The organism is Paucilactobacillus suebicus DSM 5007 = KCTC 3549 (genome assembly GCF_001434475.1).
Taxonomy (GTDB): Bacteria; Bacillota; Bacilli; order Lactobacillales; family Lactobacillaceae; genus Paucilactobacillus; species Paucilactobacillus suebicus.
The window spans coordinates 121,791-144,658 of sequence record NZ_AZGF01000003.1 but is presented as its reverse complement, the minus strand read 5'-3'; the positions used below and the strand labels follow the sequence as shown (position 1 = coordinate 144,658).

Below are 22,868 nucleotides of genomic sequence, written 5' to 3'. Positions count from 1 at the left end.
TTCTATCAGTACTTCTTGACGAAGAACCTTTTAAATACATACTAGTTTGAAGAAGAACTTGCGGATGATGATGTACTAGAACTTGACGAACTAGATGAACTTGAAGAAGAACTTGAACTTGATGTCGTAGTTGTTGATGAACTGCTACTTGAAGTAGTTAAGTAATCATCAAGAATGTTTGACATATCCTTGTCCTTAATTGAAACGTTACCGCTCTTCAACACTTTTGAAACAACGTTATGAAGAACTGTACTGTTACTCATGTCGGATTCAATAATTTGGTCCTTCAAGTCTTGAGTATGTGCAGACTTAGTACCCTTACCAGGGTTCTTAATCATGTAAATAACTTGGTAACCACTAGAGGTCTTTACAGGTGAAGTGGTGTATTCGTTTGTCTTCAAAGCGAATGCTGCCTTCTTGTAAGCTGAACCTAATGAAGAGTTGGTGTTATCAAATGCGGCAACTTTTCCGCCGTTGCTCTTATTTGAGGTATCAGTTGACTTACTCTTAGCAAGTTTCTTGAATGTTGACCAACGATCAGATGATGAAGCGCTATTCAACTGATCAATAATTGATTGAGCTGTTGATTTCTTAGAAACGAGAATTTCAGCAGTTGTTACTTTAGGTTCGAATTTCTTCCACTGTTTGTTGATATCTTTTTGTGAGATAGTCGTGTAATGCTTGACGGCTTCCTTAAGAAGAAGGTTTGAACGAATTTCACTCTTTAATTGAGTGGTTGTTAAACCATTTTGCGACAAAACAGTGCTGAATGATGAACCATATTGACTCTTGTAAGTGTTATATTCGGAAGTAACTTCCTTCGTTGTAACCTTACTACCGTAGTCCTTTTCGAGGATCTTATTTAAGATCATTTGTTCAAGAACTTGTTTACCACTAGAAGTTGCCTTCATACTGCTGTAGTAGGCACTTTCTGTGATTTTACCACCACTAGTTGTAGCAACAGCTTTGCTACCACAGGCGGCTAATGGCACAATCATAACAATGCCGGCTAATATTGCTAGCCACTTTTTCATTAAATACACACATCCATTTCTAAAAAGTATAATACTGCATTTCCAAAACTCACCAATTTAATATACCACAGAATTGAATAAGGTTAAGGGCATCATGCTAAAGTTTACAAAAATTTCATTCTTTAATTACACATTTAACTTATCCTTAATTAAATTTATCAATCTCTTTTTGCATTTTCTCCTGCAATTCTTGAATGTGGTCAATGCGCGGTTGCGTCTTGAATTTAAATTCTTCAACGCTCTTATTAATGTCGTCAATCTGTTCTTGGCTCTCACCTAAGGCCTGCTCAAGTTTTGCCAAACTGTCAGTTAAATTCTGACTGGCATCTTGAACTGACTTAGCATCAGAAATTAAATCTTTGATTGAATCGATAATATTTGTCATATTAGTCACCTAATTGATCAATAATTGATTTTTGAACTTTTTTATAAGATTCTTCATCGTAGTTATCAGAGTTGTCCTTAAAAATCATTTTAAAATCATCGTGATCAGTATAGCGAGGAATCAAATGGAAATGTGAATGAAATACTGACTGATAAGCCACTTCGCCATTGTTATTTAAGATGTTCATGCCTTTTATGTCAGGATTCGATGCTTTAATAGCCGTTGCAATCTTTGGAATTCGTGCAAATACTTGACTTGCTAATTCCGGATCATACTCAAAAATGTTAGCAACATGTTTCTTTGGAATCACTAGCGTATGGCCAGGGGTTCCTTGAGAAATATCTAAAAATGCCTTTACGACATCGTCTTCATATACAGTATAGCTAGGAATATCTCCCGCAACTATTTTACAAAAAATACAGTCATCCATCTGATTGTCCTTCTTTCAAAAATTTTAAATTAACGTCATGTGTCCAGTATACAAGAGAAAATAAGGATGCGCATCTTTTTGTCAGGCTAAAAGCTATGATATAATAGATCGGATATATGCATAAAATATAAATTTACAAAAGAGGGGCAATAATGACATTAGAAATTGACCATTTAGTTGGCGGCTATTCTCAAATACCGGTTTTAAAAGATATCAGCTTTGAAGTTAATAATGGTGAGTTAGTTGGTCTAATTGGATTGAATGGTGCCGGCAAATCAACCACTATCAATCATGTGATAGGACTGCTGACTCCATTCAGTGGTCACATTACGATTGATGATATCAGCCTCCAGGAAAACAGCGAACAATATAAAAAACAAATTGCTTATATTTCTGAAACACCAGTCCTTTATGAAGAGTTAACACTAAAAGAACACATTGATTTAACAATCATGGCTTATCAACTGGATCATGATGAAGCATGGAAAAACGCAACTCGTCTTTTAAAGGTATTTAGATTAGACAATAAATTAAACTGGTTTCCAGTTAATTTTTCAAAAGGGATGAAGCAAAAAGTCATGATTTGTTGTGCACTCATGACTAATGCTAAATTGTTTATTATTGATGAACCATTTTACGGTCTCGATCCGTTAGCAGTCCATGACCTGTTAATTGAAATAAATCGAGTTAAAAACAGTGGGGCAGCAGTATTAATGTCCACCCACGTACTAGATACTGCACAAAAATATTGTGATAAGTTTGTGTTACTCGCAAACGGTCAGGTACGTGCTAAAGGAACGCTTGATGAATTGCAGGAATTGGGAACAACCCCAGGACAATCTTTGGATGACATTTATCTATCATTAGCAAAGGAAGATCGTGATGGAAAATCTGTTTAAAACTAGAAGAACCAGCCATTTCCTAATGTTAGTCAAATACTGGCGGTTAGTATTCAATGACCATTTTGTCATCGCACTATTTTTTATGTTTGGTGCATTGGGATGGGGCTACTCCCAATCGTTGGGAAAATTAGTACCAAACTCTTGGTGGGATGCGCCGCTGGCGATAGCGGTTCTGGTTATCGGGTTACAAATTGGTAGATTAGCAACGTTATTCGAAAAACCAGATCCGATTTTTCTACTTCCACAATCCAAAATGATTGATCACTACCTGCGACAGTCACTAACTTATAGCAGTATTCTTGGTGAATTAATTATGCTGTTAATTTCTGTTGCAACGTTGCCATTTATTGTTCTTACCAATGAATACCAAACTTGGCAGGCTTCTATCATTGTTATAGCAATGTTGCTACTTAAATTGGTTTGGATGGAATGGGAACTGGCTAAGCTCTATCAAACTAGGACGACAAAATACAATGAAGCACTTATAAAATTTATTGTTCCACTAATAATTTTAATTGTTGGATTTTATATGAACTGGATCGTTGCAATTGTACTCAATTTTTTGTTTGTGGTTATCATGACGTTACAGTTGAGACGTGCTTCTCATCATTTATTGAATTGGAGAAGTGCGATTGCAAAAGAAGAACAAAGGATGCTAGGCGTGTACCGCTTCTTTAATCTGTTCACTGATGTACCACAGGTTCAAGGTGTTGTTCATCGTCGAGTATACTTAGACTGGCTGGTCAAAATAATGAGTCAATCACGTCGTCCGTTCTCATATCTTTACGTTCGTGGCATTATCCGTGGCACTGAGGTGAGTGGGTTAATTGTTAGATTGACAATTGTTGGTATGGCCATATTGTTCTTTGTGCCAATTTTTTGGCTTAATCTTGTGATTATGATCCTTTTCGTATATTTAATTGCGATTCAACTTATTCCTTTTTATTGGCATTTTGACACACATGTATTCAGTCACCTGTATCCAGTCAATCAAAGTGACAAGCAAAAGGATTTCCAATCAATTATCAATCAAATTTTATTAATTGCTATGATATTCCTGCTAGTAGCAAGTTCCGGTATGAACTTTAATGCCACTAATATGATTATTAAACTCATTGTTGGTATCGTAGAAGTTATTGTTTTATCAAGAATTTATCTGAAGTATAGAATTAATCAAAAAAATTAATATGTGAGGTTATTATGCGAGTTAGAAACAAACCATGGGCTCAACCGTTAATCGACGCTCATCCTGAAATTATTACGGATCATGCTGAAAAAATTATTGGCAATTGGAACGAAAAGTTTGAAAAGGTTCAACCATTGCACGTTGAAGTTGGAATGGGAAAGGGTCAGTTCATTATTGGTATGGCTAAAGCTCATCCGGAATGTAATTTTATTGGCGTTGAAGTCCAAAAATCTGTTGCCGCCACAGCCTTGAAGCTAGCGCTCGAAAATGAGCCGCTTACAAATCTTCAGTTAATCGCTGGTGCAGGTGAATCAATTGAAACGTATTTCGAGCCTAGTGAAGTCGACCAGCTATATCTTAATTTTTCAGATCCCTGGCCAAAAAAGAGACACACTAAACGGCGACTAACGTACAAAACTTTCCTATCATCGTATCAAACGGTGTTAAAAGATAAGGGTTCAGTTGAGTTCAAGACTGACAATCAAGGACTATTTGAATATTCACTTACCAGCATGAACAACTTTGGAATGGTTTTTGATGGGGTTTGGCTTGACCTTCATAACAGTGACGAAAACGAAGGTAATGTTCAAACAGAATACGAGCAAAAGTTTAGTGCTAAGGGTCAACCTATATATAAATTGGCTGCTCATTTTAAATGATAAAATAGCGGCAATAAAAAAAGTGATTTGATAAATTCAAATCACTTTTTTGCTATTAATCTTCAATTCTCTGCATCTTTAACACCGATCCCGTTTTAGCATCGGCTAAGAACTCGTAACTCACTAATTGATCATCTTCGTAACGTGAAATCCCACCTTGATATGCATCTACTTTGTAGGCAAAACGTTGGAATGGAACTGTCTTACTTTCGATCCATGAACCTTCAATAGGTCCTTCTTGTCTGAATAAATTCTTTACCTCAGTTAAGATATCACTTGGTGATAACTGTCGATTTTTTAACGCGTGACCAATGAAAAAGCCAAGGACTCCGGAAACGCCAAGCGAGATTGGGAGTGTCCATGAATTTAATTGATTTTGAGAGTTGTTCATAGCTCTTACCTCCAATAATTATACGGCTAGAGTGTAACAAATTAATTTTGATAATGCCAGTAATATTAACAAGCTTCAATTTTTACTAATTCAAAACAAAAATAGTGCGTTGAAACAAATTTTAGGTATAATGGACAAGGTAGATATTCGATGAAAGGAGTTTTCATTATGCAAGCGTTAGAGCAAACAAGCAAAGATGAATTACTCAGTAAAATTAAAGATGGTAAGTATATGTTATTTTTCTCCGCAACATGGTGCCCAGACTGTGCCTTCATCAAACCAGCAATGCCCGAGATTGAGGCTGAATATCCTGAGTTTGAATTTTTAGCTATCGATCGTGATGAAAACATCGACTTAGCTGCTGAATTGAATATTTTTGGGATTCCAAGTTTTGTGGCTTTTGATGATGGTCAAGAAATTGGCAGGTTCGTGAATAAGGACCGCAAAACAAAGACTCAAGTTGAACAGTTTATTGATGAATTAAAGTAAAATTGTGATCTAAGTGGTGGGCAACCACCATTTTTTTGTGAGAAAGGAAATAATATGTTAATTGCAAGCTACAATCCGCACGAGTTAGGTGATATTCTGGTTGTTATTACGGCTCAGGATACTGATGAACAGGTTACCATTGTTCATGATAATATTGCCCAGGTTAAAAGTATTGATGGAAAATTACTTGGTTATAATTTTTTGAATGTCAGTGAAATTTTGGGTCATATAAAGAGTAATGGTCAAATTAAGTTGGACAATAGCCAAGTTGACCAGTTGAATAAGGCACTAAAAAATGCGGGTTTTAAAGATTTACTGGAAGTCGATTTAGATTCGAAGTTTGTCGTTGGCTACGTTGAGGAACTTGAAGATCATCCGAAATCTGATCACTTGCACATCACGTCCACTCAAATTGACAATGGCAAAAAAATACAAATTGTTTGCGGATCACCAAACATTGCTAATCACGTTAAAGTAGTGGTTGCAAAGATTGGTGCAATGATGCCTAGTGGCCAAATAATTTGGCCTGGTCAATTGCGTGGTATTGATAGCAATGGTATGATTTGCTCTGGACGCGAGTTACGCGTTAAAAATGCACCGCAAAAGCCTGGAGCATTGATTTTACCGGATGATTTTCAAGAAGTTGGAGAGCCATTTGATTTTGCCAAGGCGGATCACCTATTTTCATAGCAGGGAGTGAGGATAATGGCAGGCGAATACGATGGCCCATCTTATTATCGACATGGATCTGAACGAGAGAATGATCGTTCTGTTGAAAAAAAGTCTCAGTTGCAGGAAGCTAAGAAGCCTTTCAAAGCTTCACCAAAGCTTCCTCCGTTTCGTAACTACAAACATCCTGTTCATGAAGATTTAACATCAGTGGTTAGATTCTTACATAAAGAACCGGGTGAATACTATTTGGTTGTACAAGATGATGAATTAAAAAGTGATACAAAATCAGTTTCAAAGTCTAAAACACAGACGAATGTCGAGAAAAAATTTACACAAAGTAAATCGACTCAAGCACTCGGACATTCTTTGAACGATATTTTACAAAGTGAATCTCAAGCTCAAAAACAGCTAAAAATTTTTGATGAACAACATAAAAAATAAGCATTTAGGAAGGAACATTGTTATGGAAAACGACGCAATCTATTATTTTGTTGGAATTAAAGGATCGGGAATGAGCGCATTAGCTCTTATCCTGCACGACAAGGGACTTAAGGTTGAGGGGTCTGATATTGATCAATATACATTTACCCAACGAGGTCTAGAAAAGGCTGGTATAAAGACCTTATCTTTTAATCCTGATAACATTCATGAAGGTCAGATTGTGATCGCCGGTAATTCTTTTCCTGACACACATCCAGAAATTGCTAAAGCACATGAGCTAGGATTAAAAGTTTATCGGTATCATGAATTTTTGGGCGAATTAATTAATAATTACACGAGTATTGCTGTGGCAGGTGCTCATGGAAAAACCAGTACTACTGGACTATTATCCCATGTTCTAGGTGGCGTGGCGCCGACAAGCTATCTAATTGGTGATGGCAGTGGTAAGGGAATTATTAATTCTCGTTTCTTTGTGTTTGAGGCTGATGAGTACCGTCGTCACTTCATGCCATATCATCCTGATTACGCTATTATGACTAACATTGATTTTGATCACCCTGATTATTACAGCGGTATTGATGATGTCTTCTCAGCTTTTGAGGCATTTGGTAAACAAGTAAAAAAGGGTATTTTTGCTTGGGGAGACGACAAGAACTTACGTAAATTGAATGTTGATGTTCCAGTCTACTACTATGGTACTGGTAAGGATGATGATTTTCAGGCACGAGATATCAAGCGTTCAACTAAGGGTTCATCGTTCGATGTTTATTATAATGACGAATTTCTTGGCAATTTTTCAACACCATTGTTTGGTGAACATAACGTCCTAAACAGTTTGGCTGTCATCGCCGTTTCGTACTTTGAAAAGGTTGATCTAAACGAGATTAAAAAAGAGTTACTAACCTTTGGCGGTGTTAAACGACGCTTTAGTCAGCGTACAGTTGCTGACATGACAATTATTGATGACTATGCTCATCATCCTTCTGAAATCAAGGCGACCCTAGACGCTGCTCGTCAAAAGTATCCGGATAAAGAAATTATCGCAGTATTTCAACCACATACATTTTCACGCACAATTGCCTTACTTGATGAATTCGCGGCTAGTTTGAACCTGGCTGATCACGTTTATTTAACGGACATTTTCAGTTCTGCGCGTGAAAAGTCTGGTGCTGTTTCAAGTGAAGATTTAGGCGCTAAAATTTCTAAGGGTGGCGAAGTGATTAAATTAGATAACATGTCTGCTCTGTTGAATTACCATAACGCTGTGGTTGTATTTATGGGTGCCGGGGATGTTCAGAAATATGAACGTGAGTACGAAAAGTTGCTTAACGAAGTCACACCAAAAGATAACTAACCGAATGGTGAATATTTGAGTAATTTACTTGCACCATGATGAATAATTCGGTACAATTTCTTGCAACGTAAACATTAGTATTAATTAAAGAAAGAGGAGTGTATTGAGTGAACAACTTTAATGAAGATTATTCACAAACACGACGTGAAGTCGGCAATGAGGCCGGATTGACACGTTTCATGTCACGAATGTATGGCAACATGACATTAGCGGTCCTAGTTTCAGCCTTGAGTTCTTTTCTGACGCTTAGCGTATTCCGAACTCAAGTTTTTGGTTATATATCACAGCATCCTGGTACAATGTGGATTGTGTTACTACTACCAATTGCATTGTCAATGGGAATCAGTTTCAGGGCTACGCGCAATCCCGTTGCTAGCTTTATTATGTTAATGGTCCTTTCAGTTATCTATGGGGTTGTTTTCTCGCTGATCTGTGCCGCGTATACTTCCACCAGTATTACGGCAGCGTTTGTTTCTTCGGCTGCGGTATTCTTAACGATGACTATTTACGGTAATGTTACCAAACGAGATTTGAGTAAGATTGGGGCTCATGCGATTGCCGCATTAGTTGCTTTAATCATTGCAAGTGTAATTAACATGTTCCTACAAAGTGCAATCATTACCTACATTTTCTCGTATATCGCTGTAATTATTTTCACCGTACTAACTGCGTGGGATACACAAAAGATGAAGCAAATTTACCTTCAATATGGTAACCAAGTTTCAGTTAGTGGGTTAGCTGTTTTAGGTGCTTTACAGTTATATTTAGACTTTGTTAACTTGTTTATTAGCTTCCTTCAAATTTTTGGAATGAGTAGCAGAGATTAATAGAGTTTACTTAATAAACATTTAAATAAGGACAGGCATGGAAACCAGTGTTTTCATACCTGTTTTTTTGATACAATTAAAGTAACTAATTTGAATTCAGGAGATAAGTGATGACTAAACAATTATTATTAATTGATGGAAACAGTGTTGCGTTTAGAGCATTTTTTGCTCTGCATTCGCAGCTTGGTAAATTTACGAATAAAAATGGTCTTCACACAACGGCAATATATGGTTTTAATTTAATGCTGGATCATATTTTAAAAGAAGTACATCCAGACGCTGCGTTGGTGGCTTTTGACGCTGGAAAAACAACTTTCAGAACTAAAATGTTTGATGATTATAAGGGTGGTCGGGACAAAACTCCTGAGGAATTGTCAGAACAAATGCCATATTTAAAAGAACTGATTAAAGCCTACGGTATGCACAGTTATGAATTACCAAATTATGAAGCTGATGACATTATTGGTACTTTGGCTAAACAAGGTGGTGAACAGGGGTATCTTACAACTGTCGTCACAGGTGATCGGGATTTAACTCAGCTTGCAAGTGCAACGACTACCGTATCAGTGACGCATAAAGGTGTTACTGAGGTGGAACACTATACACCAGAACACGTTAGTGAAAAACTGGGAATAACACCAAGTCAAATTATCGACATGAAGGGTTTAATGGGAGATACTTCCGATAACTATCCTGGAGTTTCAAAAGTCGGTGAAAAAACGGCGATCAAGTTAATTAAACAATTTGACAGTATTGAAAATTTGTATGAAAACTTGGATGAACTTAAACCAAGCAAAATGAAAGAGCATTTAATTGAAGATCACGATAAAGCGGTTCTATCAAAGCAATTAGCAACAATTAACCAAGAGGCGCCCATTGAGGTAAATGTGGATGAAATTCAATATAGCGGTCCCCAAACGGACGAACTAATCAAATTTTATCAAGAAATGGGCTTCAATTCGTTTCTTAGTAAAATGGGCGGTGCTCAGACAGAATTAGATCTCAGTGACCCGGAAATAAAAAAAATTAAGTGTGACGTACTAAATAAAGATAATTTGGAAAAAGTTAATACACTCAAAGATAACATTTCATTTTATTTAGAAATGCCAGACGAAAACTACCATACATCGACGTTTGCTGGATTTGCAATAGGCGATGGGAGTAACTGGTTGGTTAGTCGCGACGTTGATTTGCTGAATGAGTCGCCATTAAAAGAACTTTTACAGAGCCAAACGGTAGGGAAAAATGTTTTTAATGCTAAGGCAATGCAGGTAGGCTTAAATAGACTTGGAATAAAATTGGATAAGATTGATTTTGATTTATTGCTCGTTTCCTACTTGCTTGATACTAACGACAATAGTAACGATCTCGGCGAACTTGCCCATCAGCATGATTATTTCGATGTCGCAACTGATGAAACCGTTTATGGTAAAGGTGCCAAAAGAGCCATTCCAGATGATGATGATTTATTCTTTGATCACATTGCAAATAAAGCTCGTGCGATTTATTCATTAAAAGAACCCTTATTTAAACGTCTGGAAGAAAACGAACAAACTGATCTATATACTGATATAGAGCTGCCATTAAGTTCTGTACTAGCTCATATGGAAATTGAAGGCGTCAAGGTTAATATTGATAGTCTCAAAAATATGGGTAGTCAATTAACTGAAAGGCTTAGTGAACTGGAACAAACGATCTACCAAGAGGCGGGCGAAGAATTCAATATTAATTCACCCAAACAACTAGGTAAGATCTTGTTTGAGGAAATGAAGCTGCCAGTTATTAAAAAGACCAAAACAGGTTATTCTACGGCCGTCGATGTACTCGAAAAACTGAGAGCAGATGCGCCGATTGTAGATAATATTTTGACATATCGTCAAATTTCCAAGCTTCAATCCACATATATTGAGGGATTATTAAAGGTCGTGCATTCAGATGATCAAAAGATTCACACTCGCTACCTACAGACATTGACTCAAACTGGTAGATTGTCGTCTGTTGATCCTAATCTTCAAAATATTCCAATCAGGTTGGAAGAGGGCCGAAAGATTCGTCATGCGTTTATTCCTAGTCACGATAACTGGGAAATTTTCTCTTCAGACTATTCTCAAATTGAATTGCGCGTGTTAGCTCATGTAACTGGCGATCATAACCTGCAAGAGGCCTTTATAGAGGGCCAAGATATTCACGCAAGCACTGCTCGTAGAATCTTTAAGCTAGAGCCAGATGCCGAAGTTGATCGCAATATGCGTCGTCAAGCTAAAGCAGTTAACTTTGGGATCGTGTATGGCATTAGTGATTATGGATTGTCACAAAACATTGGTATCTCTCGCAAACAGGCTAAGCAATTTATTCAAACATACTTTGAGGAATTTCCTGGTGTTAAGAAGTATATCGATGACATCGTTGAATCAGCTCATAAACGTGGATATGTAGAAACTTTGACACATAGGCGGCGTTATTTACCTGACATCAACTCTAAAAACTTTAATCAGCGATCATTTGCGGAAAGAACCGCGATGAATACGCCAATTCAAGGCAGTGCAGCAGATATCATTAAAATTGCAATGATTCAAATGGAGTCAGCTTTAAAGAAACAAGGATTAAAGGCTAAAATGTTGCTACAAATTCATGATGAACTTGTATTCGAGGCTCCCGAAGAAGAAATTCCGGTTCTCGAAAAATTAGTTCCTAAGGTTATGGATTCGGCAGTTTCACTAGATGTACCTTTAAAGGTTGAAAGTGCCCATGGAAAAACTTGGTACGAAGCAAAATAAAATTTGAATGGAGTGAACAATATGCCGGAATTACCAGAGGTTGAAACAGTTAGGCGTGGATTACTAAAGATTGCCAAGGGACGAAAAATATTATCAATTGACGTTCATTACGAAAAAACAATTACTAATGATGTGAACTGGTTTAAAGAACAACTAGTTGGACAAACCATTACAGATGTAAACCGACGAGGTAAATATCTTTTATTCAGGTTTAGTAATAAGATGACAATGGTGTCACACCTAAGAATGGAGGGTAAGTACTATAACCTGCCAGAAGACGGTGAAATTCACAAACATACACACGTAGTTTTCCATCTGAACGATGATACAAAATTATGCTACAGTGATACGAGAAAATTTGGCCGAATGACATTAACAGAAACTGGTAAAGAACTTCAGGTCGCTGGATTAAAGACAATTGGTCCGGAGCCGACTGAAGAGAATCTTAAAACTGATTACCTGAAGGACATCATGAGTAAGAGCAAGCGTGAAATCAAACCATTCTTACTTGACCAAAGCAACGTTGCAGGATTAGGCAACATTTACGTTGATGAAGTTCTGTGGATGACCAAAATTCATCCTAAAGAACATGTTAACCTTGTCCCTGCAGAAAAAATTGAGGATCTTCGAAACAATATTATTAACGAATTAGCTGTCGCAACACAACATCACGGTACCACCGTTCATTCATATACTAATGCATTCGGTAATGCGGGTGAGTTTCAAAACCATCTTCACGCATATGGCAACGTAGATAAACCTTGCGAACGATGTGGAACTACCATGAAGAAAATTAAAGTTGCCCAGCGTGGAACAACCTTTTGCCCACACTGTCAGGTGTTGACCAATGAAAGTGACTAAAGTCCTTGGGTTGACAGGTGGTATTGCTACGGGTAAATCAACCGTCACTAACATATTTAAAAAGTTCAATTTTCCTGTCATTAGTGCAGATGAAGTTGCTAGAGAAGTCGTTGAACCTGGGACGAATGGTTTAGCACAGATTGTTGAGACCTTTGGTGAACAATTTCTAAATTCTGATGGAACACTTAATCGATCAAAACTGGGAAAACTTGTTTTTAGTGATCATGATAAGTTGGACAAACTGAATGATTTGCTTCAACCTGTGATTCATCACGAGATTGGTCGTCAGATCACTAAATTAAAAGAAAATCATCCGGCCTTAATCGTACTTGAGATTCCATTATTGTTTGAGCAACACAATGAAGAAATGGTTGACTACGTGATGGTTGTTAGTACTTCTGATCATGATCAATTAAAACGACTAAAACAGCGAAACGGCCTTTCAAACGAAGAGGCCAGTCAAAGAATTAATAGTCAAATACCGTTAAAAGATAAGATTAATCTTGCTGATATTGTCATTGATAATTCTGGATCGGTTGAAGAAACCCGTAAGCAAGTGGTAGAATGGCTTGCAAATCATAACTTTATTATAATTAGTTAAGTATTTAAGACAGGAAGTGAACCAAATGCATTGTCCACATTGTCATCACAACAGTTCAAGAGTAATTGACAGTCGTCCAACCGAGGACGGTCGCTGTATTAGACGTCGCAGAGAATGTGAAAACTGTGGATTTCGCTTTACTACTTTTGAAAGATTCGAAGAAACACCATTACTGGTGATTAAAAAGAATGGCAATCGTGAGGAATTTAATCGCGATAAACTTTTGCGTGGCCTGGTTAGATCGGCTGAAAAACGACCAGTTAGCATGGAAAAATTAACTGAAGTTGTTGGTAAAGTTGAAAATAAGGTCAGAGGTCTGGGTGAAAATGAGGTTAGTAGTCAAGTCATCGGCGAATTTGTGATGACCGAATTAAAAGATCTTGATGAAATTGCGTACATTCGTTTTGCAAGTGTTTACCGTCAATTTAAAGACGTTGGTGCATTTATGGACGAATTAAAAGGTATCATGGACACTCATCATGAATAAAGTAAGGAAGGGCGCTTTTTGTGACTGATGATAGAAAAAAACTAACACCACAGACCGGTTTAATTGTCAGTCTATCTTCTGATTATAGAAAATTTAGTGAACAGACACTGGTTGAGTTCTATCAACCAGTAATGGGGACAACGGCATTTTCTTTGCTCTTTGCGTTAAAGAAACTTGTTAAACGGAACCCAACACTCTCAGATCGAATATCACATACTGTACTTTTAAACCAGCTTGGCATTGATATTAACCAACTAGAAGAATCAGTTAACAAGTTACAGGGGCTGGGGCTTGTCCAAACTTTCGAGACAGTTGACCAAATAGGCCATCTAATTGTGTACGAATTGCAACCAACTTTAACTCAACAGGACTTCCTCAACGATGATTTATTAAGCGTACTCTTGTTGGAAGTAATTGGTGAATCAGGATTTAATGATTTAGTAAGTTCATCAACACAATTTCAACTGGACACTGCAAGACTCACCCCAACAACCAAAACTTTTTTTGATTCGTTTCATGTTAATCAAGGTCAAATTACTGATTTACCAAGTGTAATCAATGAAAACAGGGAAAAATTTATTGTAAATGAGCATCGCAGTGAACAAATCCCTGGGAGTGACTTTGATTTTGAATTATTAACATCGTTGTTAGGCAACCAGCCAATTTCGACTGAAGAAATTGATCATCACAAAGAGTTGATTAGAACTGAAAATGCACTTTATGGTATTGATGAAACCGAAATGGCTCGTCAAATTATGAAAGCTACTAATATCACCACTAATCAAATCGATGAACAACGGCTCAAGAAAAGCATTTCGGCATCATTCGAGTTAAAACATCAATCGCCACAAGATACAAATCGGTTTAATCATGATGTCCAACAATCTGCACCAGGCAAAACAGAAAAAGTCCCAATGTCACACAATGAGCAGTTACTTGTTAACGCATGCAAAAGTTACGCACCGATGGACTTTTTGGAGAATTTACTTAGTCAAAAGGGCGGGTATGTTCCTGACGGTAGCCAACGAGTGCTTCAGAGTCTTGTTAGTCGTCAGGTTTTGAAAAAAAGTGTTATTAATATGCTGATTTATTATGTAATTCAAGATCGTAACAGCCCGACTCTTTCACAAAATTTTGTTGATACGGTGGCCAATAGTTGGGCACAGGCTGGTATTACCAGTCCTGAGGAAGCCCTTCAACAAATCAAGAAATTTCACGATCCTGTTGCAAAAACGCCAAGAAAATCATCAAGCGCAAAGAAGCAAAAATCTGCAGTAACCAATTCTCTGCCAGACTGGGCACAGGATGGATACCAGCGGAAACAGGAAAAAATGTCTGATAATGATGTTGCCAAAATAAAACAGCAATTAGATAAACTAAAAAAGCAACAGGAAAGTGAGGAGTAGAAGATGGAAAGCCTTAACGATGCAATTAATAAGATAGCTCGTGCAACTCATAAAGGCTCTGCAGATTACACTCATCTGATGAAAGCTGTCTATCAGGATCCCGACGTTCAGAAATTTTTAAAGGCTCATGAAGACGAATTAACTAGTGCTAGTATTTCACGGGGTGAAGCTAAACTGTTCGAGTTTGTTAACCAAAAGCAAAAAAATGCCAACGGTGAGGATGTGTTTGCTCCTGGATACGAACCGACATTAGTAATCAGCAATAATTTAATTGATATTTCGTATAAACCGACTAAGCAGTTACAAGCCCGACAACAGTCGGAACAAATGAAACAACGAATTCGATCAATCAGCATGCCAAAGTTTATTCAGCATGCCTCTCTTGATGATTTTATCCTTGATGAAAAGTCCCGTGGGGATGCGCTTGTAAAAGCTACCAAATTTGTCACTGATTATATTCAAACACCTGATCAATTTCATCCTGGTTTATATTTGTACGGAAATTTTGGGGTGGGTAAGACGTTTCTTTTGGGCGCTATTGCTAACCAATTGGCTAAATCTGGGGTTACATCAACATTGGTTCATTTCCCAAGCTTTGCGGTAGAAATGCGTAATTCAATTAGTAGTGATGTTAATTCAGGTGAAAAAATCGATTCGATTAAGAAAACGCCAATTTTGATGTTAGATGATGTTGGTGCAGACTCAATGTCAGCATGGGTTCGTGATGACGTGCTTGGTGTGATTTTAGAATACAGAATGCAGCAAGAATTACCAACATTCTTCAGCTCAAATTTATCAATGGATACTTTTGAAAAGGAACATCTGTCGGTAACTTCGCGTGGAGATATTGATCCATTGAAAGCACGACGGTTAATGGAAAGAATTAGGTTTTTGTCCAGAGAAGTAACAATGGCAGGCGAAAATCGTAGGCAAAAATAATTTTCTGTTGACAAGTATATATAGATTTGATAAGCTAGGAAAGTTGAAAGATAAAGCAGAAGCACCCGCTTCTCGCCTTAGTGATCGGGATCGCTGGGCTGATGAGATGAAATAAACGTGATTCATAGTGAGTCGCGTCAAGCGGGGTGCGTGTGCGTCTCGCTTTTTTGCTACGTCTTTCGCTAATAATTTTGGAGGTGTGTTGCTATAGCTCAAGATATGATAGTCAATAACGGTATTCGTGCTCGTGAATTACGTCTGATTGATGCCGATGGAAACCAATTAGGTGTTAAGAGTAAGCAAGAAGCGTTAAAAATGGCTGAAGATGCTGAACTGGATCTTGTTTTAGTTGCTCCCAAGGCTAAGCCACCAGTTGCTCGGATCATGGATTTCGGTAAATACCGTTTTGAATTGCAAAAGAAGCAACGGGAAGCCCGTAAGAAGCAAAAGGTTATTTCAGTTAAAGAAGTTCGCTTGAGCCCAACTATTGATACGAATGACTTTAATACCAAGTTGAAGAACGCTAGAAAGTTCTTAAGCAAAGGCGATAAAGTACGAGTTTCAATTCGTTTCAAAGGTCGTGCAATTACGCATAAGGACATTGGTCGTAATGTTCTTAACAAGATGGCTGAAGCAAACAAGGATATCGCCTCAGTTGAGCAATATCCAAAGATGGAAGGTCGTAGCATGTTCTTAACATTAGCTCCGATCTCTGACAATTCAAAAAAATAAAGAGAAGGTAGGATATTAGTTATGCCAAAGATGAAGACTAACCGCGCTGCTGCAAAGCGCTTCAAGAAGACCGCCAATGGTGGATTAAAGAGCGCCAATGCGTATACGAGTCACCGTTTCCACGGTAAAACAAAGAAACAACGTCGTCAATTGCGTGGTCTCAGCATGATGGACAAGACGAACGTTAAGCGTTATAAGAAGCTTATCCAAGCTAAGTAATTAATAATTTATTTTTAGATAATGTAGGAGGAACCCACAATGCGAGTTAAAGGTGGAACAGTTACACATGCACGACGCAAAAGAGTATTAAAGTTAGCAAAGGGATATCGTGGCGGTAAGAGTCGTCTTTTCAAGACTGCTAAAGATCAGGTAATGAAGTCATATGCTTATGGCTTCCGTGACCGTAAGACAAAGAAACGTAATTTCCGTCAACTTTGGATTGCCCGTATCAATGCTGCTGCACGTCTTAATGATATTAGCTACAGCAAGTTGATGCATGGCTTGAAGTTAGCTAACATTGACATCAACCGTAAGATGTTAGCTGATTTGGCTGTTAGTGATGCAGATGCATTTACTGCATTAGTTGATGAAGCTAAAAAAGCAAGCAAATAACTTAAAAGTTGAAATGAGATTAGGGCAATAATTTGTTCTAGTCTTATTTTTTTAGTTGATAAAATTTGAATGCTTGTAGTGATGACAGTATAATTAGATAGAATGTGAACCAACTAATAGAATGATTTTATATCATTACTACATTTTATGGAGAAAACGAATGATTAGCGTATTTAAACCGACTTGGATGGTTAGCTCAGTTTACTCAATTGCTCCTGAACAGTTGAAGAAGCAAGGAATTAAAGCAGTGTTTACCGATTTGGATAATACATTGATTGCTTGGAATAACCCGGATGGAACTCCGGAACTGTGGGAATGGATGAATGCACTTAAGCAAGCTGGTATACCACTAATTGTCATTTCCAATAATAGCTATAAGCGTGTTAAGCATGCAGTAGCACCTCTTGACTTGCCATTTACCTCGCGCGCATTAAAGCCACTAGGATTTGGCATCAAAAGGGCCATGCATAGAATTAATTTAACCGAAGATGAAATTGTGATGGTTGGAGATCAATTAATAACTGATGTAGTAGCCGCTAATAGAGCACATGTTCGTAGCATTTTGGTAAAGCCACTAATTGAAAGTGACGCTTGGAACACTAGGCCTAATCGTTTTTTTGAAATATTCATCAAGAAACAATTAGCACATAAATATCCAACATTACGTTGGCAGGAGGGCTTGAATGACTGAAACAATAGATGATGAAAACTTAATTTGCATTGGCTGCGGAGCTACTATTCAATCTGATGATCCGAATAAAATTGGATACACACCTAAGTCTGCAATTCAAAAGGGATTGGATAATAACGAGTTGTATTGTCAGAGATGCTTTAGGTTGCGTCATTATAATGAAATCGCGCCGGTATCGTTAACAGATGATGATTTCTTAAGATTATTGAATCAGATTCGTGATGCAAATGCTTTAATCGTTTACGTTGTAGATATTTTTGATTTCAATGGGAGCATTATTCCTGGACTACATCGCTTTGTCGGAGACAACCCTGTTTTGTTAGTTGGTAATAAAGAAGATTTACTGCCTCGTTCACTGAGACGTACTAAACTGACAGATTGGATGCGTCAGCAGACAAATGCCAACGGAATCAGACCTGTTGATGTTACACTAGTATCTGCAAAGAAGAATCATCAGATATCATCTTTGTTAGAGTTAATCGAAAAACACAGAGGAAAACGCGACGTTTATGTGGTCGGTGTCACTAATGTTGGTAAATCAACTTTGATCAATCAAATTATTCGCCAAACGACTGGTGTTCAAGAGCTAATCACAACATCTCGTTTTCCTGGCACTACGTTAGATAAGATAGAAATCCCGTTAGATGACGGTAAACAATTGGTTGACACACCAGGTATTATTCATCCGGATCAAATGGCTCACGTTCTTCCCGCAGATGCATTAAAATATGTTGCACCGCAAAAAGAAATTAAGCCACGTACTTTTCAGCTGAATGAACAGCAAACAATCTTTCTTGGTGGAGTTGCACGCTTCGATTATGTTCGAGGAGATAGAAATGGAATTGTTGCATACTTTGATAACAATTTAAACCTTCATAGAACAAAACTGGAAAATGCGGATGCATTCTACGATAAACATGTTGGTGGTTTGTTAACGCCGCCAGGTGAGAATGAATTAAATGATTTTCCAGAATTGGAACGCCATGAATTTCATCTTGAACAAAAGAGTGACCTTGTGATTGAAGGCCTTGGTTGGATAACGGTACCAGGAAATACAACCATTGCAGGATGGGCGCCAAAAGGTGTTTCAGTAATTGTTAGACGAGCAATGATTTAGAATTGAGGAAAATAATGAATTTACGCGGTAAACAAAAAAGATTTTTAAGAGCTCAAGCACACCATTTTAAGCCACTATTTAGTGTGGGCAAAGAAGGATTATCTGAGAACTGGTTGTCTCAGTTAGATGGTGCTCTCGACAAACGTGAGTTAATCAAGGTTAGCATTCTTCAGAACTCAGACGTCACAACTGATGAAGTCAAAGAGTTTATTGAAAGTAATACCAATATTCAAGTTGTTCAAGTAATTGGGCGCGTTTTAGTACTATTCAAAGTTTCAAATATTGAATCATACCGTAATTTATCAAATCAGGTTAGTGATATTTAGGAAGTGTTTTGAAAATGGAAACTCAATCTAATACTGTAACCGAAATTAAGGTCCAAACTCAGGAAAATGGTCATCGTAAACGGATTGGGTTGTACGGTGGTACATTTAATCCTGTTCACACTAGCCATTTAATAGTTGCGGATCAAGTTGGAACAACTCTTGGGCTTGATAAAGTTAACTTTTTACCAGATGCAATCCCTCCTCACGTTGATACAAAAACTGCAATTGATCCACAAATGCGTGTAGATATGATCAAACTAGCAATTGAAGATAATCCATTGTTTGGTGTTGAAATGAGTGAAATCAATAGGGGTGGAGTTAGTTATACTTATGATACAGTCGTTAAACTAAAAAAAGCGCATCCAGAAGTTGATTATTACTTTATTATCGGCGGTGATATGGTTCAGTATTTGCCAAAATGGCACCGCATCGATGAATTATCAAAACTCGTAACGTTTGTCGGAGTTCAGAGAAGAGGATTTGAAACTGACAGTAAATACCCTGTGATTTGGGTAGATGTTCCGTTAATTGATATTAGTTCGACTGGTATCCGAAACAGAATAAAAACGGGCCAATCTGTTAAATATTTTGTACCTGACAAAGTTATTGAATATATAAAGGAGCATCATTTATATCTTGAGTAACAAATTAATTTATCAAAAGCACTTAATTGATTTAACTAGAGACGATCTGGTTCATAAGCTACGTGAAACTTTGTCAGATTCAAGGTTCAAACACGTGCTTAGAGTCGAAAAAACGGCAATTGCTTTGGCTAATAAATATAATGTTTCAGTTGAAAAAGCTAGCATAGCTGCACTAGTACATGATTACGCCAAACAACGACCAGACGAAGACTTTATTAAAACAATTAAAGATAAAAAAATGGACCAGGATCTTCTTAACTACGGAAACGCAATTTGGCATGGGATTGTTGGGGCAGAATTGATTAAAACTGAGCTGGGTATTTGGGACGAGGATATTTTAAATGCAGTTCGACATCATACTACTGGTGCAGCAATTATGACTACATTGGAACAAATTATCTATATGGCCGACTATATTGAACCAGGTCGAGATTTCGATGGCGTAGAACAGGCTCGGTTATTAACAAATCAAAACCTTTCGTCGGGAGTTGTGTTTCAAACTAAACAAACTTTGGAGTATCTAATTGAAAATAATCGTTCAATTTATCCAAAAACGATTGAAACTTATAATGCATGGGTAGCCAAATAAGGAGGCAAGGATGGAAAGTAAAGAAATCTTAGAATTAGCTGTCAAAGCGGCTGATAGTAAAAGAGCAGAAGATATTGTAGCATTGGATGTATCGAAAGTGAGCTACATGGCAGATTATTTTGTGATTATGGATGCTAATTCCAAGCGTCAAGTTCAAGCAATTTCTGAAGCAATTGTTGAACAAGCTCACAAAACTAACGTGGAAATCAAACGAATTGAAGGAAAGCAAACCGCCAGTTGGATATTGGTCGACTTAGGGGATGTGATTGTTCATGTCTTCCAAAAAGACCAACGTCAATTTTATAATTTAGAAAAGTTATGGTCTCAAGCTCCGATGGTCGATGTTAATCAGTGGGTTGGGGCATGATTTACGCTACATTTGCTCAACTTTATGATCAATTATTTGATTCACAAATGTATCTGGATTGGGCTAAATTTGTACAACGTGAAGCAAACGATCAAGAAAAAGTGTTAGATCTAGCTGGTGGTGCGGGTAGATTAGCAGTCCTGTTGTCTAAACAAGGACATGACGTGACTGTTGCTGACTTATCGCCGGAAATGTTAAGTATTGCAGACGTACATGCTAGAGAATCTAGGCAAGATATCAAACTGGTTGAAGCGAACATGATGGATCTTAGTGAATTAGAAACTTTCTCTCTAATTACGTGTTTTGCAGATTCTCTTTGCTATTTAGAAGATATTGATGAAATCAAGCAAACCTTTGGCGAGGTAAAAAATCATTTAAATATTAATGGTAAGTTTCTGTTTGATGTTATTTCACCATATCAAACCGATGAAGTGTACCCTGGATACATGTACAATTATGAGTCTGACGACAAAAGCCGAGCGTTTTTGTGGCAAAGCTTCGGTGATGAAGATGTGGAACATGGGGTTATCCATGAACTTACTTTCTTTAATGAAGTTGAAGACGGTTTTTACTCACGTGTCAGTGAGGAACACTTTGAACGCACTTATAAGTTAAATACTTACCTAGATGCTTTAAAAGATTCCGGATTCACTAAGATTCAAGTGTATTCGGATTTTGGTAAATCTGAAGTAAAAGATGACACAACTAGGTGGTTTTTTATTGCGCAATAACTATTTGATTAACTAAAGTTAGTGGGTGAATATCTGTGAAGGCTGTTGGAATAATTGCTGAATACAATCCGTTTCATAATGGTCATCAATATCACATTGAAGAAGCCAAAAAGAATACCAATGCAGATGTAACAATTGCAGCCATGAGCGGTAATTTCACTCAACGTGGAGAACCCACTATATTAGACAAGTGGCATCGTGCAAATGAAGCGTTACACAACGGTATTGATGTCGTTGTGGAGTTGCCGCTTGCGTTTTCAGTACAGCCTTCACATTTATTTGCACAAGGTGCGCTTACAATTTTGGATGCTCTGAAAGTATCTGATATTGTCTTTGGTGCAGAACATTCTGATTGGAACTTTGAAAGATTAGTTAGATCAGAAAAAAATTTTGATAAAAATCAGTTTGAGCTCTATAACGAAACGTTTGCAACTGCTTTTAATGAACAATTAAAACAAAACACGGGGATCGAGTTGACCGATCCCAATGACATTTTGGCATTCAGCTACTTTAAAGCAAAAAAATCAATTCATGCAAGCGCCAACTTATTGCCAATTAAAAGAATTGGCAATAAGTACCACGATTTAGAGATTAGCGGCCGTTTCTCTAGCGCCAGTTCAATTAGAAGCAGCATTGCTAATGGGTCTTTTGATTTTGTTAACTCTGTTCCTGATATAACCAAAAAAGATTTACTGAATATAAAAAAATTGGGTACTTGGGAAAATTTATATCCATATTTGAGGTACACTTTAATTCAGTCACCGGTGTCAGAGCTTTGTGGAATCTACCAAATGGCTGAAGGTTTAGAGTATCGTATGAAGAGCGTAGCTGAAAACGCATCATCGTTTGATGAATTTATTCGTGAGTTAAAAACAAAAAGGTACACTTATTCAAGGTTGATTCGTGTTAGCCTCTATGCTTTACTTCATATTACGGATGGTGAAATGTCAGAACATTATCAGACTCCATATATTCGCATATTAGGCTTTAATAGACGTGGTCAGCAGTACCTACATGAAATCAGGAAAAAGTTGCATATGCAGGCATTCACACGTTTGAGTCGAGATCAAAAAGTTGGTGTTGCACAACTTGATTTTAGGGCTGGCAAAATGTACCAAATGATTAATCACTCTGAGCAACAAGATATGAAACGCAAGCCAATAATATTATTGTAGGTGTCAAGGAAAAAACATTGACAATCAAAATACGCTCACGTAT

29 protein-coding genes are annotated in these 22,868 nt (G+C 37.4%); 25 read left to right on the top strand and 4 right to left on the bottom strand.

The window, feature by feature from the left end; all coding sequences use genetic code 11:
• Window positions 1–41 precede the first annotated feature (41 nt).
• The 3 genes from FD16_RS02480 to FD16_RS02470 all read right to left on the bottom strand — a co-directional run bounded on the left by FD16_RS02480 (window position 42) and on the right by FD16_RS02470 (window position 1,849).
• Complete coding sequence (locus FD16_RS02480) at window positions 42–1,034, bottom strand: peptidylprolyl isomerase (protein ID WP_010621993.1); 993 nt, start codon at window positions 1,032–1,034, stop codon at window positions 42–44.
• Window positions 1,035–1,179: 145 nt separating this feature from the next.
• Complete coding sequence (locus FD16_RS02475; protein WP_010621994.1) at window positions 1,180–1,419, bottom strand: hypothetical protein; 240 nt, start codon at window positions 1,417–1,419, stop codon at window positions 1,180–1,182.
• 1 nt (window position 1,420) lies between these two features.
• A complete protein-coding gene (locus FD16_RS02470) occupies window positions 1,421–1,849 on the bottom strand; it encodes an HIT family protein (RefSeq protein WP_010621995.1) in 429 nt (142 codons plus the stop codon).
• Between the two features lie 152 nt (window positions 1,850–2,001).
• Between FD16_RS02470 and FD16_RS02465 the strand changes: the two genes are divergently transcribed.
• Genes FD16_RS02465 through trmB form a run of 3 tightly spaced genes read left to right on the top strand, consistent with a single transcriptional unit; the run spans window position 2,002 to window position 4,596 of the window.
• Window positions 2,002–2,748, top strand: coding sequence for an ABC transporter ATP-binding protein (locus tag FD16_RS02465; RefSeq protein WP_010621996.1), 747 nt, complete (start codon window positions 2,002–2,004; stop codon window positions 2,746–2,748).
• Window positions 2,732–3,937, top strand: coding sequence for an ABC transporter permease (locus tag FD16_RS02460; RefSeq protein WP_010621997.1), 1,206 nt, complete (start codon window positions 2,732–2,734; stop codon window positions 3,935–3,937). Before FD16_RS02465 ends, FD16_RS02460 begins: the two co-directional genes overlap by 17 nt.
• Window positions 3,938–3,951: 14 nt before the next feature.
• Complete coding sequence (gene trmB, locus FD16_RS02455) at window positions 3,952–4,596, top strand: tRNA (guanosine(46)-N7)-methyltransferase TrmB (protein ID WP_010621998.1); 645 nt, start codon at window positions 3,952–3,954, stop codon at window positions 4,594–4,596.
• A gap of 55 nt (window positions 4,597–4,651) precedes the next feature.
• Here the strand turns inward: trmB and FD16_RS02450 are convergent, their stop codons facing one another.
• Complete coding sequence (locus tag FD16_RS02450; protein WP_010621999.1) at window positions 4,652–4,987, bottom strand: PepSY domain-containing protein; 336 nt, start codon at window positions 4,985–4,987, stop codon at window positions 4,652–4,654.
• Window positions 4,988–5,155: 168 nt separating this feature from the next.
• Between FD16_RS02450 and FD16_RS02445 the strand changes: the two genes are divergently transcribed.
• From FD16_RS02445 to FD16_RS02340, 22 genes are all read left to right on the top strand, one after another.
• Window positions 5,156–5,476 carry a thioredoxin family protein gene (locus FD16_RS02445; RefSeq protein WP_010622000.1) on the top strand — a complete coding sequence of 107 codons (321 nt, stop codon included), beginning with the start codon at window positions 5,156–5,158 and terminating at the stop codon, window positions 5,474–5,476.
• Between the two features lie 54 nt (window positions 5,477–5,530).
• Complete coding sequence (ytpR, locus tag FD16_RS02440) at window positions 5,531–6,166, top strand: YtpR family tRNA-binding protein (protein WP_010622001.1); 636 nt, start codon at window positions 5,531–5,533, stop codon at window positions 6,164–6,166.
• Between the two features lie 15 nt (window positions 6,167–6,181).
• The gene (locus FD16_RS02435; protein WP_010622002.1) at window positions 6,182–6,589 is read left to right on the top strand and encodes a hypothetical protein; all 408 of its coding nucleotides are present in this window, start codon (window positions 6,182–6,184) and stop codon (window positions 6,587–6,589) included.
• 22 nt (window positions 6,590–6,611) lie between these two features.
• A complete protein-coding gene (gene murC / locus FD16_RS02430; RefSeq protein WP_010622003.1) occupies window positions 6,612–7,943 on the top strand; it encodes a UDP-N-acetylmuramate--L-alanine ligase in 1,332 nt (443 codons plus the stop codon).
• A gap of 107 nt (window positions 7,944–8,050) precedes the next feature.
• On the top strand, window positions 8,051–8,770 hold the full coding sequence (locus FD16_RS02425) for a Bax inhibitor-1/YccA family protein (protein WP_010622004.1): 720 nt from the start codon (window positions 8,051–8,053) through the stop codon (window positions 8,768–8,770).
• A 110-nt stretch (window positions 8,771–8,880) separates the two neighbouring features.
• Window positions 8,881–11,547 (top strand): DNA polymerase I, encoded by a 2,667-nt coding sequence (gene polA / locus FD16_RS02420; protein WP_056938520.1) that lies wholly within the window; start codon window positions 8,881–8,883, stop codon window positions 11,545–11,547.
• Window positions 11,548–11,568: 21 nt separating this feature from the next.
• Window positions 11,569–12,408: a bifunctional DNA-formamidopyrimidine glycosylase/DNA-(apurinic or apyrimidinic site) lyase gene (gene mutM, locus FD16_RS02415; RefSeq protein WP_010622005.1), complete on the top strand. Its 840-nt coding sequence runs from the start codon at window positions 11,569–11,571 to the stop codon at window positions 12,406–12,408.
• A complete protein-coding gene (gene coaE, locus FD16_RS02410) occupies window positions 12,395–13,009 on the top strand; it encodes a dephospho-CoA kinase (RefSeq protein ID WP_010622006.1) in 615 nt (204 codons plus the stop codon). The genes mutM and coaE overlap by 14 nt, the downstream gene beginning before the upstream one ends.
• 25 nt (window positions 13,010–13,034) lie before the next feature.
• Window positions 13,035–13,496 carry a transcriptional regulator NrdR gene (nrdR, locus tag FD16_RS02405; RefSeq protein WP_010622007.1) on the top strand — a complete coding sequence of 154 codons (462 nt, stop codon included), beginning with the start codon at window positions 13,035–13,037 and terminating at the stop codon, window positions 13,494–13,496.
• A 20-nt stretch (window positions 13,497–13,516) separates the two neighbouring features.
• Entirely contained in the window at window positions 13,517–14,902 is a 1,386-nt protein-coding gene (locus FD16_RS02400; protein ID WP_010622008.1) for a replication initiation and membrane attachment family protein, read from the top strand.
• A gap of 3 nt (window positions 14,903–14,905) precedes the next feature.
• On the top strand, window positions 14,906–15,841 hold the full coding sequence (dnaI, locus tag FD16_RS02395; RefSeq protein ID WP_010622009.1) for a primosomal protein DnaI: 936 nt from the start codon (window positions 14,906–14,908) through the stop codon (window positions 15,839–15,841).
• 219 nt (window positions 15,842–16,060) lie between these two features.
• Window positions 16,061–16,573 (top strand): translation initiation factor IF-3, encoded by a 513-nt coding sequence (infC, locus tag FD16_RS02390; RefSeq protein WP_010622010.1) that lies wholly within the window; start codon window positions 16,061–16,063, stop codon window positions 16,571–16,573.
• Between the two features lie 21 nt (window positions 16,574–16,594).
• Window positions 16,595–16,792: a 50S ribosomal protein L35 gene (gene rpmI / locus FD16_RS02385; RefSeq protein WP_010622011.1), complete on the top strand. Its 198-nt coding sequence runs from the start codon at window positions 16,595–16,597 to the stop codon at window positions 16,790–16,792.
• A 39-nt stretch (window positions 16,793–16,831) separates the two neighbouring features.
• Window positions 16,832–17,185 (top strand): 50S ribosomal protein L20, encoded by a 354-nt coding sequence (gene rplT / locus FD16_RS02380; protein ID WP_010622012.1) that lies wholly within the window; start codon window positions 16,832–16,834, stop codon window positions 17,183–17,185.
• Between the two features lie 121 nt (window positions 17,186–17,306).
• Window positions 17,307–17,876, top strand: a complete 570-nt coding sequence (locus FD16_RS02375; protein ID WP_476739302.1) for a YqeG family HAD IIIA-type phosphatase — start codon at window positions 17,307–17,309, stop codon at window positions 17,874–17,876.
• Window positions 17,869–18,993 carry a ribosome biogenesis GTPase YqeH gene (gene yqeH, locus FD16_RS02370; RefSeq protein ID WP_010622014.1) on the top strand — a complete coding sequence of 375 codons (1,125 nt, stop codon included), beginning with the start codon at window positions 17,869–17,871 and terminating at the stop codon, window positions 18,991–18,993. Before FD16_RS02375 ends, yqeH begins: the two co-directional genes overlap by 8 nt.
• A 14-nt stretch (window positions 18,994–19,007) precedes the next feature.
• Window positions 19,008–19,319, top strand: coding sequence for a ribosome assembly RNA-binding protein YhbY (gene yhbY, locus FD16_RS02365; RefSeq protein WP_010622015.1), 312 nt, complete (start codon window positions 19,008–19,010; stop codon window positions 19,317–19,319).
• Window positions 19,320–19,333: 14 nt separating this feature from the next.
• Window positions 19,334–19,963 carry a nicotinate-nucleotide adenylyltransferase gene (locus FD16_RS02360; protein WP_010622016.1) on the top strand — a complete coding sequence of 210 codons (630 nt, stop codon included), beginning with the start codon at window positions 19,334–19,336 and terminating at the stop codon, window positions 19,961–19,963.
• Complete coding sequence (gene yqeK, locus FD16_RS02355; RefSeq protein WP_010622017.1) at window positions 19,956–20,552, top strand: bis(5'-nucleosyl)-tetraphosphatase (symmetrical) YqeK; 597 nt, start codon at window positions 19,956–19,958, stop codon at window positions 20,550–20,552. Before FD16_RS02360 ends, yqeK begins: the two co-directional genes overlap by 8 nt.
• A gap of 10 nt (window positions 20,553–20,562) precedes the next feature.
• The gene (gene rsfS, locus FD16_RS02350; protein ID WP_010622018.1) at window positions 20,563–20,919 is read left to right on the top strand and encodes a ribosome silencing factor; all 357 of its coding nucleotides are present in this window, start codon (window positions 20,563–20,565) and stop codon (window positions 20,917–20,919) included.
• Window positions 20,916–21,650: a class I SAM-dependent DNA methyltransferase gene (locus FD16_RS02345; RefSeq protein WP_010622019.1), complete on the top strand. Its 735-nt coding sequence runs from the start codon at window positions 20,916–20,918 to the stop codon at window positions 21,648–21,650. Before rsfS ends, FD16_RS02345 begins: the two co-directional genes overlap by 4 nt.
• 35 nt (window positions 21,651–21,685) lie before the next feature.
• Window positions 21,686–22,825 (top strand): nucleotidyltransferase, encoded by a 1,140-nt coding sequence (locus FD16_RS02340; protein WP_010622020.1) that lies wholly within the window; start codon window positions 21,686–21,688, stop codon window positions 22,823–22,825.
• Window positions 22,826–22,868: the final 43 nt, after the last annotated feature.

Coding starts and splice junctions, on each gene's coding strand:
- FD16_RS02480 (WP_010621993.1), bottom strand. CDS start 1,034: ATGAAAAAGTGGCTAGCAATATTAGCCGGCATTGTTATGATTGTGCCA.
- coaE (WP_010622006.1), top strand. CDS start 12,395: ATGAAAGTGACTAAAGTCCTTGGGTTGACAGGTGGTATTGCTACGGGT.
- FD16_RS02470 (WP_010621995.1), bottom strand. CDS start 1,849: ATGGATGACTGTATTTTTTGTAAAATAGTTGCGGGAGATATTCCTAGC.
- ytpR (WP_010622001.1), top strand. CDS start 5,531: ATGTTAATTGCAAGCTACAATCCGCACGAGTTAGGTGATATTCTGGTT.
- rsfS (WP_010622018.1), top strand. CDS start 20,563: ATGGAAAGTAAAGAAATCTTAGAATTAGCTGTCAAAGCGGCTGATAGT.
- mutM (WP_010622005.1), top strand. CDS start 11,569: ATGCCGGAATTACCAGAGGTTGAAACAGTTAGGCGTGGATTACTAAAG.
- infC (WP_010622010.1), top strand. CDS start 16,061: ATGATAGTCAATAACGGTATTCGTGCTCGTGAATTACGTCTGATTGAT.
- trmB (WP_010621998.1), top strand. CDS start 3,952: ATGCGAGTTAGAAACAAACCATGGGCTCAACCGTTAATCGACGCTCAT.
- nrdR (WP_010622007.1), top strand. CDS start 13,035: ATGCATTGTCCACATTGTCATCACAACAGTTCAAGAGTAATTGACAGT.
- FD16_RS02445 (WP_010622000.1), top strand. CDS start 5,156: ATGCAAGCGTTAGAGCAAACAAGCAAAGATGAATTACTCAGTAAAATT.
- rpmI (WP_010622011.1), top strand. CDS start 16,595: ATGCCAAAGATGAAGACTAACCGCGCTGCTGCAAAGCGCTTCAAGAAG.
- yhbY (WP_010622015.1), top strand. CDS start 19,008: ATGAATTTACGCGGTAAACAAAAAAGATTTTTAAGAGCTCAAGCACAC.
- FD16_RS02465 (WP_010621996.1), top strand. CDS start 2,002: ATGACATTAGAAATTGACCATTTAGTTGGCGGCTATTCTCAAATACCG.
- FD16_RS02450 (WP_010621999.1), bottom strand. CDS start 4,987: ATGAACAACTCTCAAAATCAATTAAATTCATGGACACTCCCAATCTCG.
- FD16_RS02475 (WP_010621994.1), bottom strand. CDS start 1,419: ATGACAAATATTATCGATTCAATCAAAGATTTAATTTCTGATGCTAAG.
- FD16_RS02375 (WP_476739302.1), top strand. CDS start 17,307: ATGATTTTATATCATTACTACATTTTATGGAGAAAACGAATGATTAGC.
- FD16_RS02435 (WP_010622002.1), top strand. CDS start 6,182: ATGGCAGGCGAATACGATGGCCCATCTTATTATCGACATGGATCTGAA.
- dnaI (WP_010622009.1), top strand. CDS start 14,906: ATGGAAAGCCTTAACGATGCAATTAATAAGATAGCTCGTGCAACTCAT.
- murC (WP_010622003.1), top strand. CDS start 6,612: ATGGAAAACGACGCAATCTATTATTTTGTTGGAATTAAAGGATCGGGA.
- FD16_RS02345 (WP_010622019.1), top strand. CDS start 20,916: ATGATTTACGCTACATTTGCTCAACTTTATGATCAATTATTTGATTCA.
- yqeH (WP_010622014.1), top strand. CDS start 17,869: ATGACTGAAACAATAGATGATGAAAACTTAATTTGCATTGGCTGCGGA.
- FD16_RS02460 (WP_010621997.1), top strand. CDS start 2,732: ATGGAAAATCTGTTTAAAACTAGAAGAACCAGCCATTTCCTAATGTTA.
- rplT (WP_010622012.1), top strand. CDS start 16,832: ATGCGAGTTAAAGGTGGAACAGTTACACATGCACGACGCAAAAGAGTA.
- FD16_RS02360 (WP_010622016.1), top strand. CDS start 19,334: ATGGAAACTCAATCTAATACTGTAACCGAAATTAAGGTCCAAACTCAG.
- polA (WP_056938520.1), top strand. CDS start 8,881: ATGACTAAACAATTATTATTAATTGATGGAAACAGTGTTGCGTTTAGA.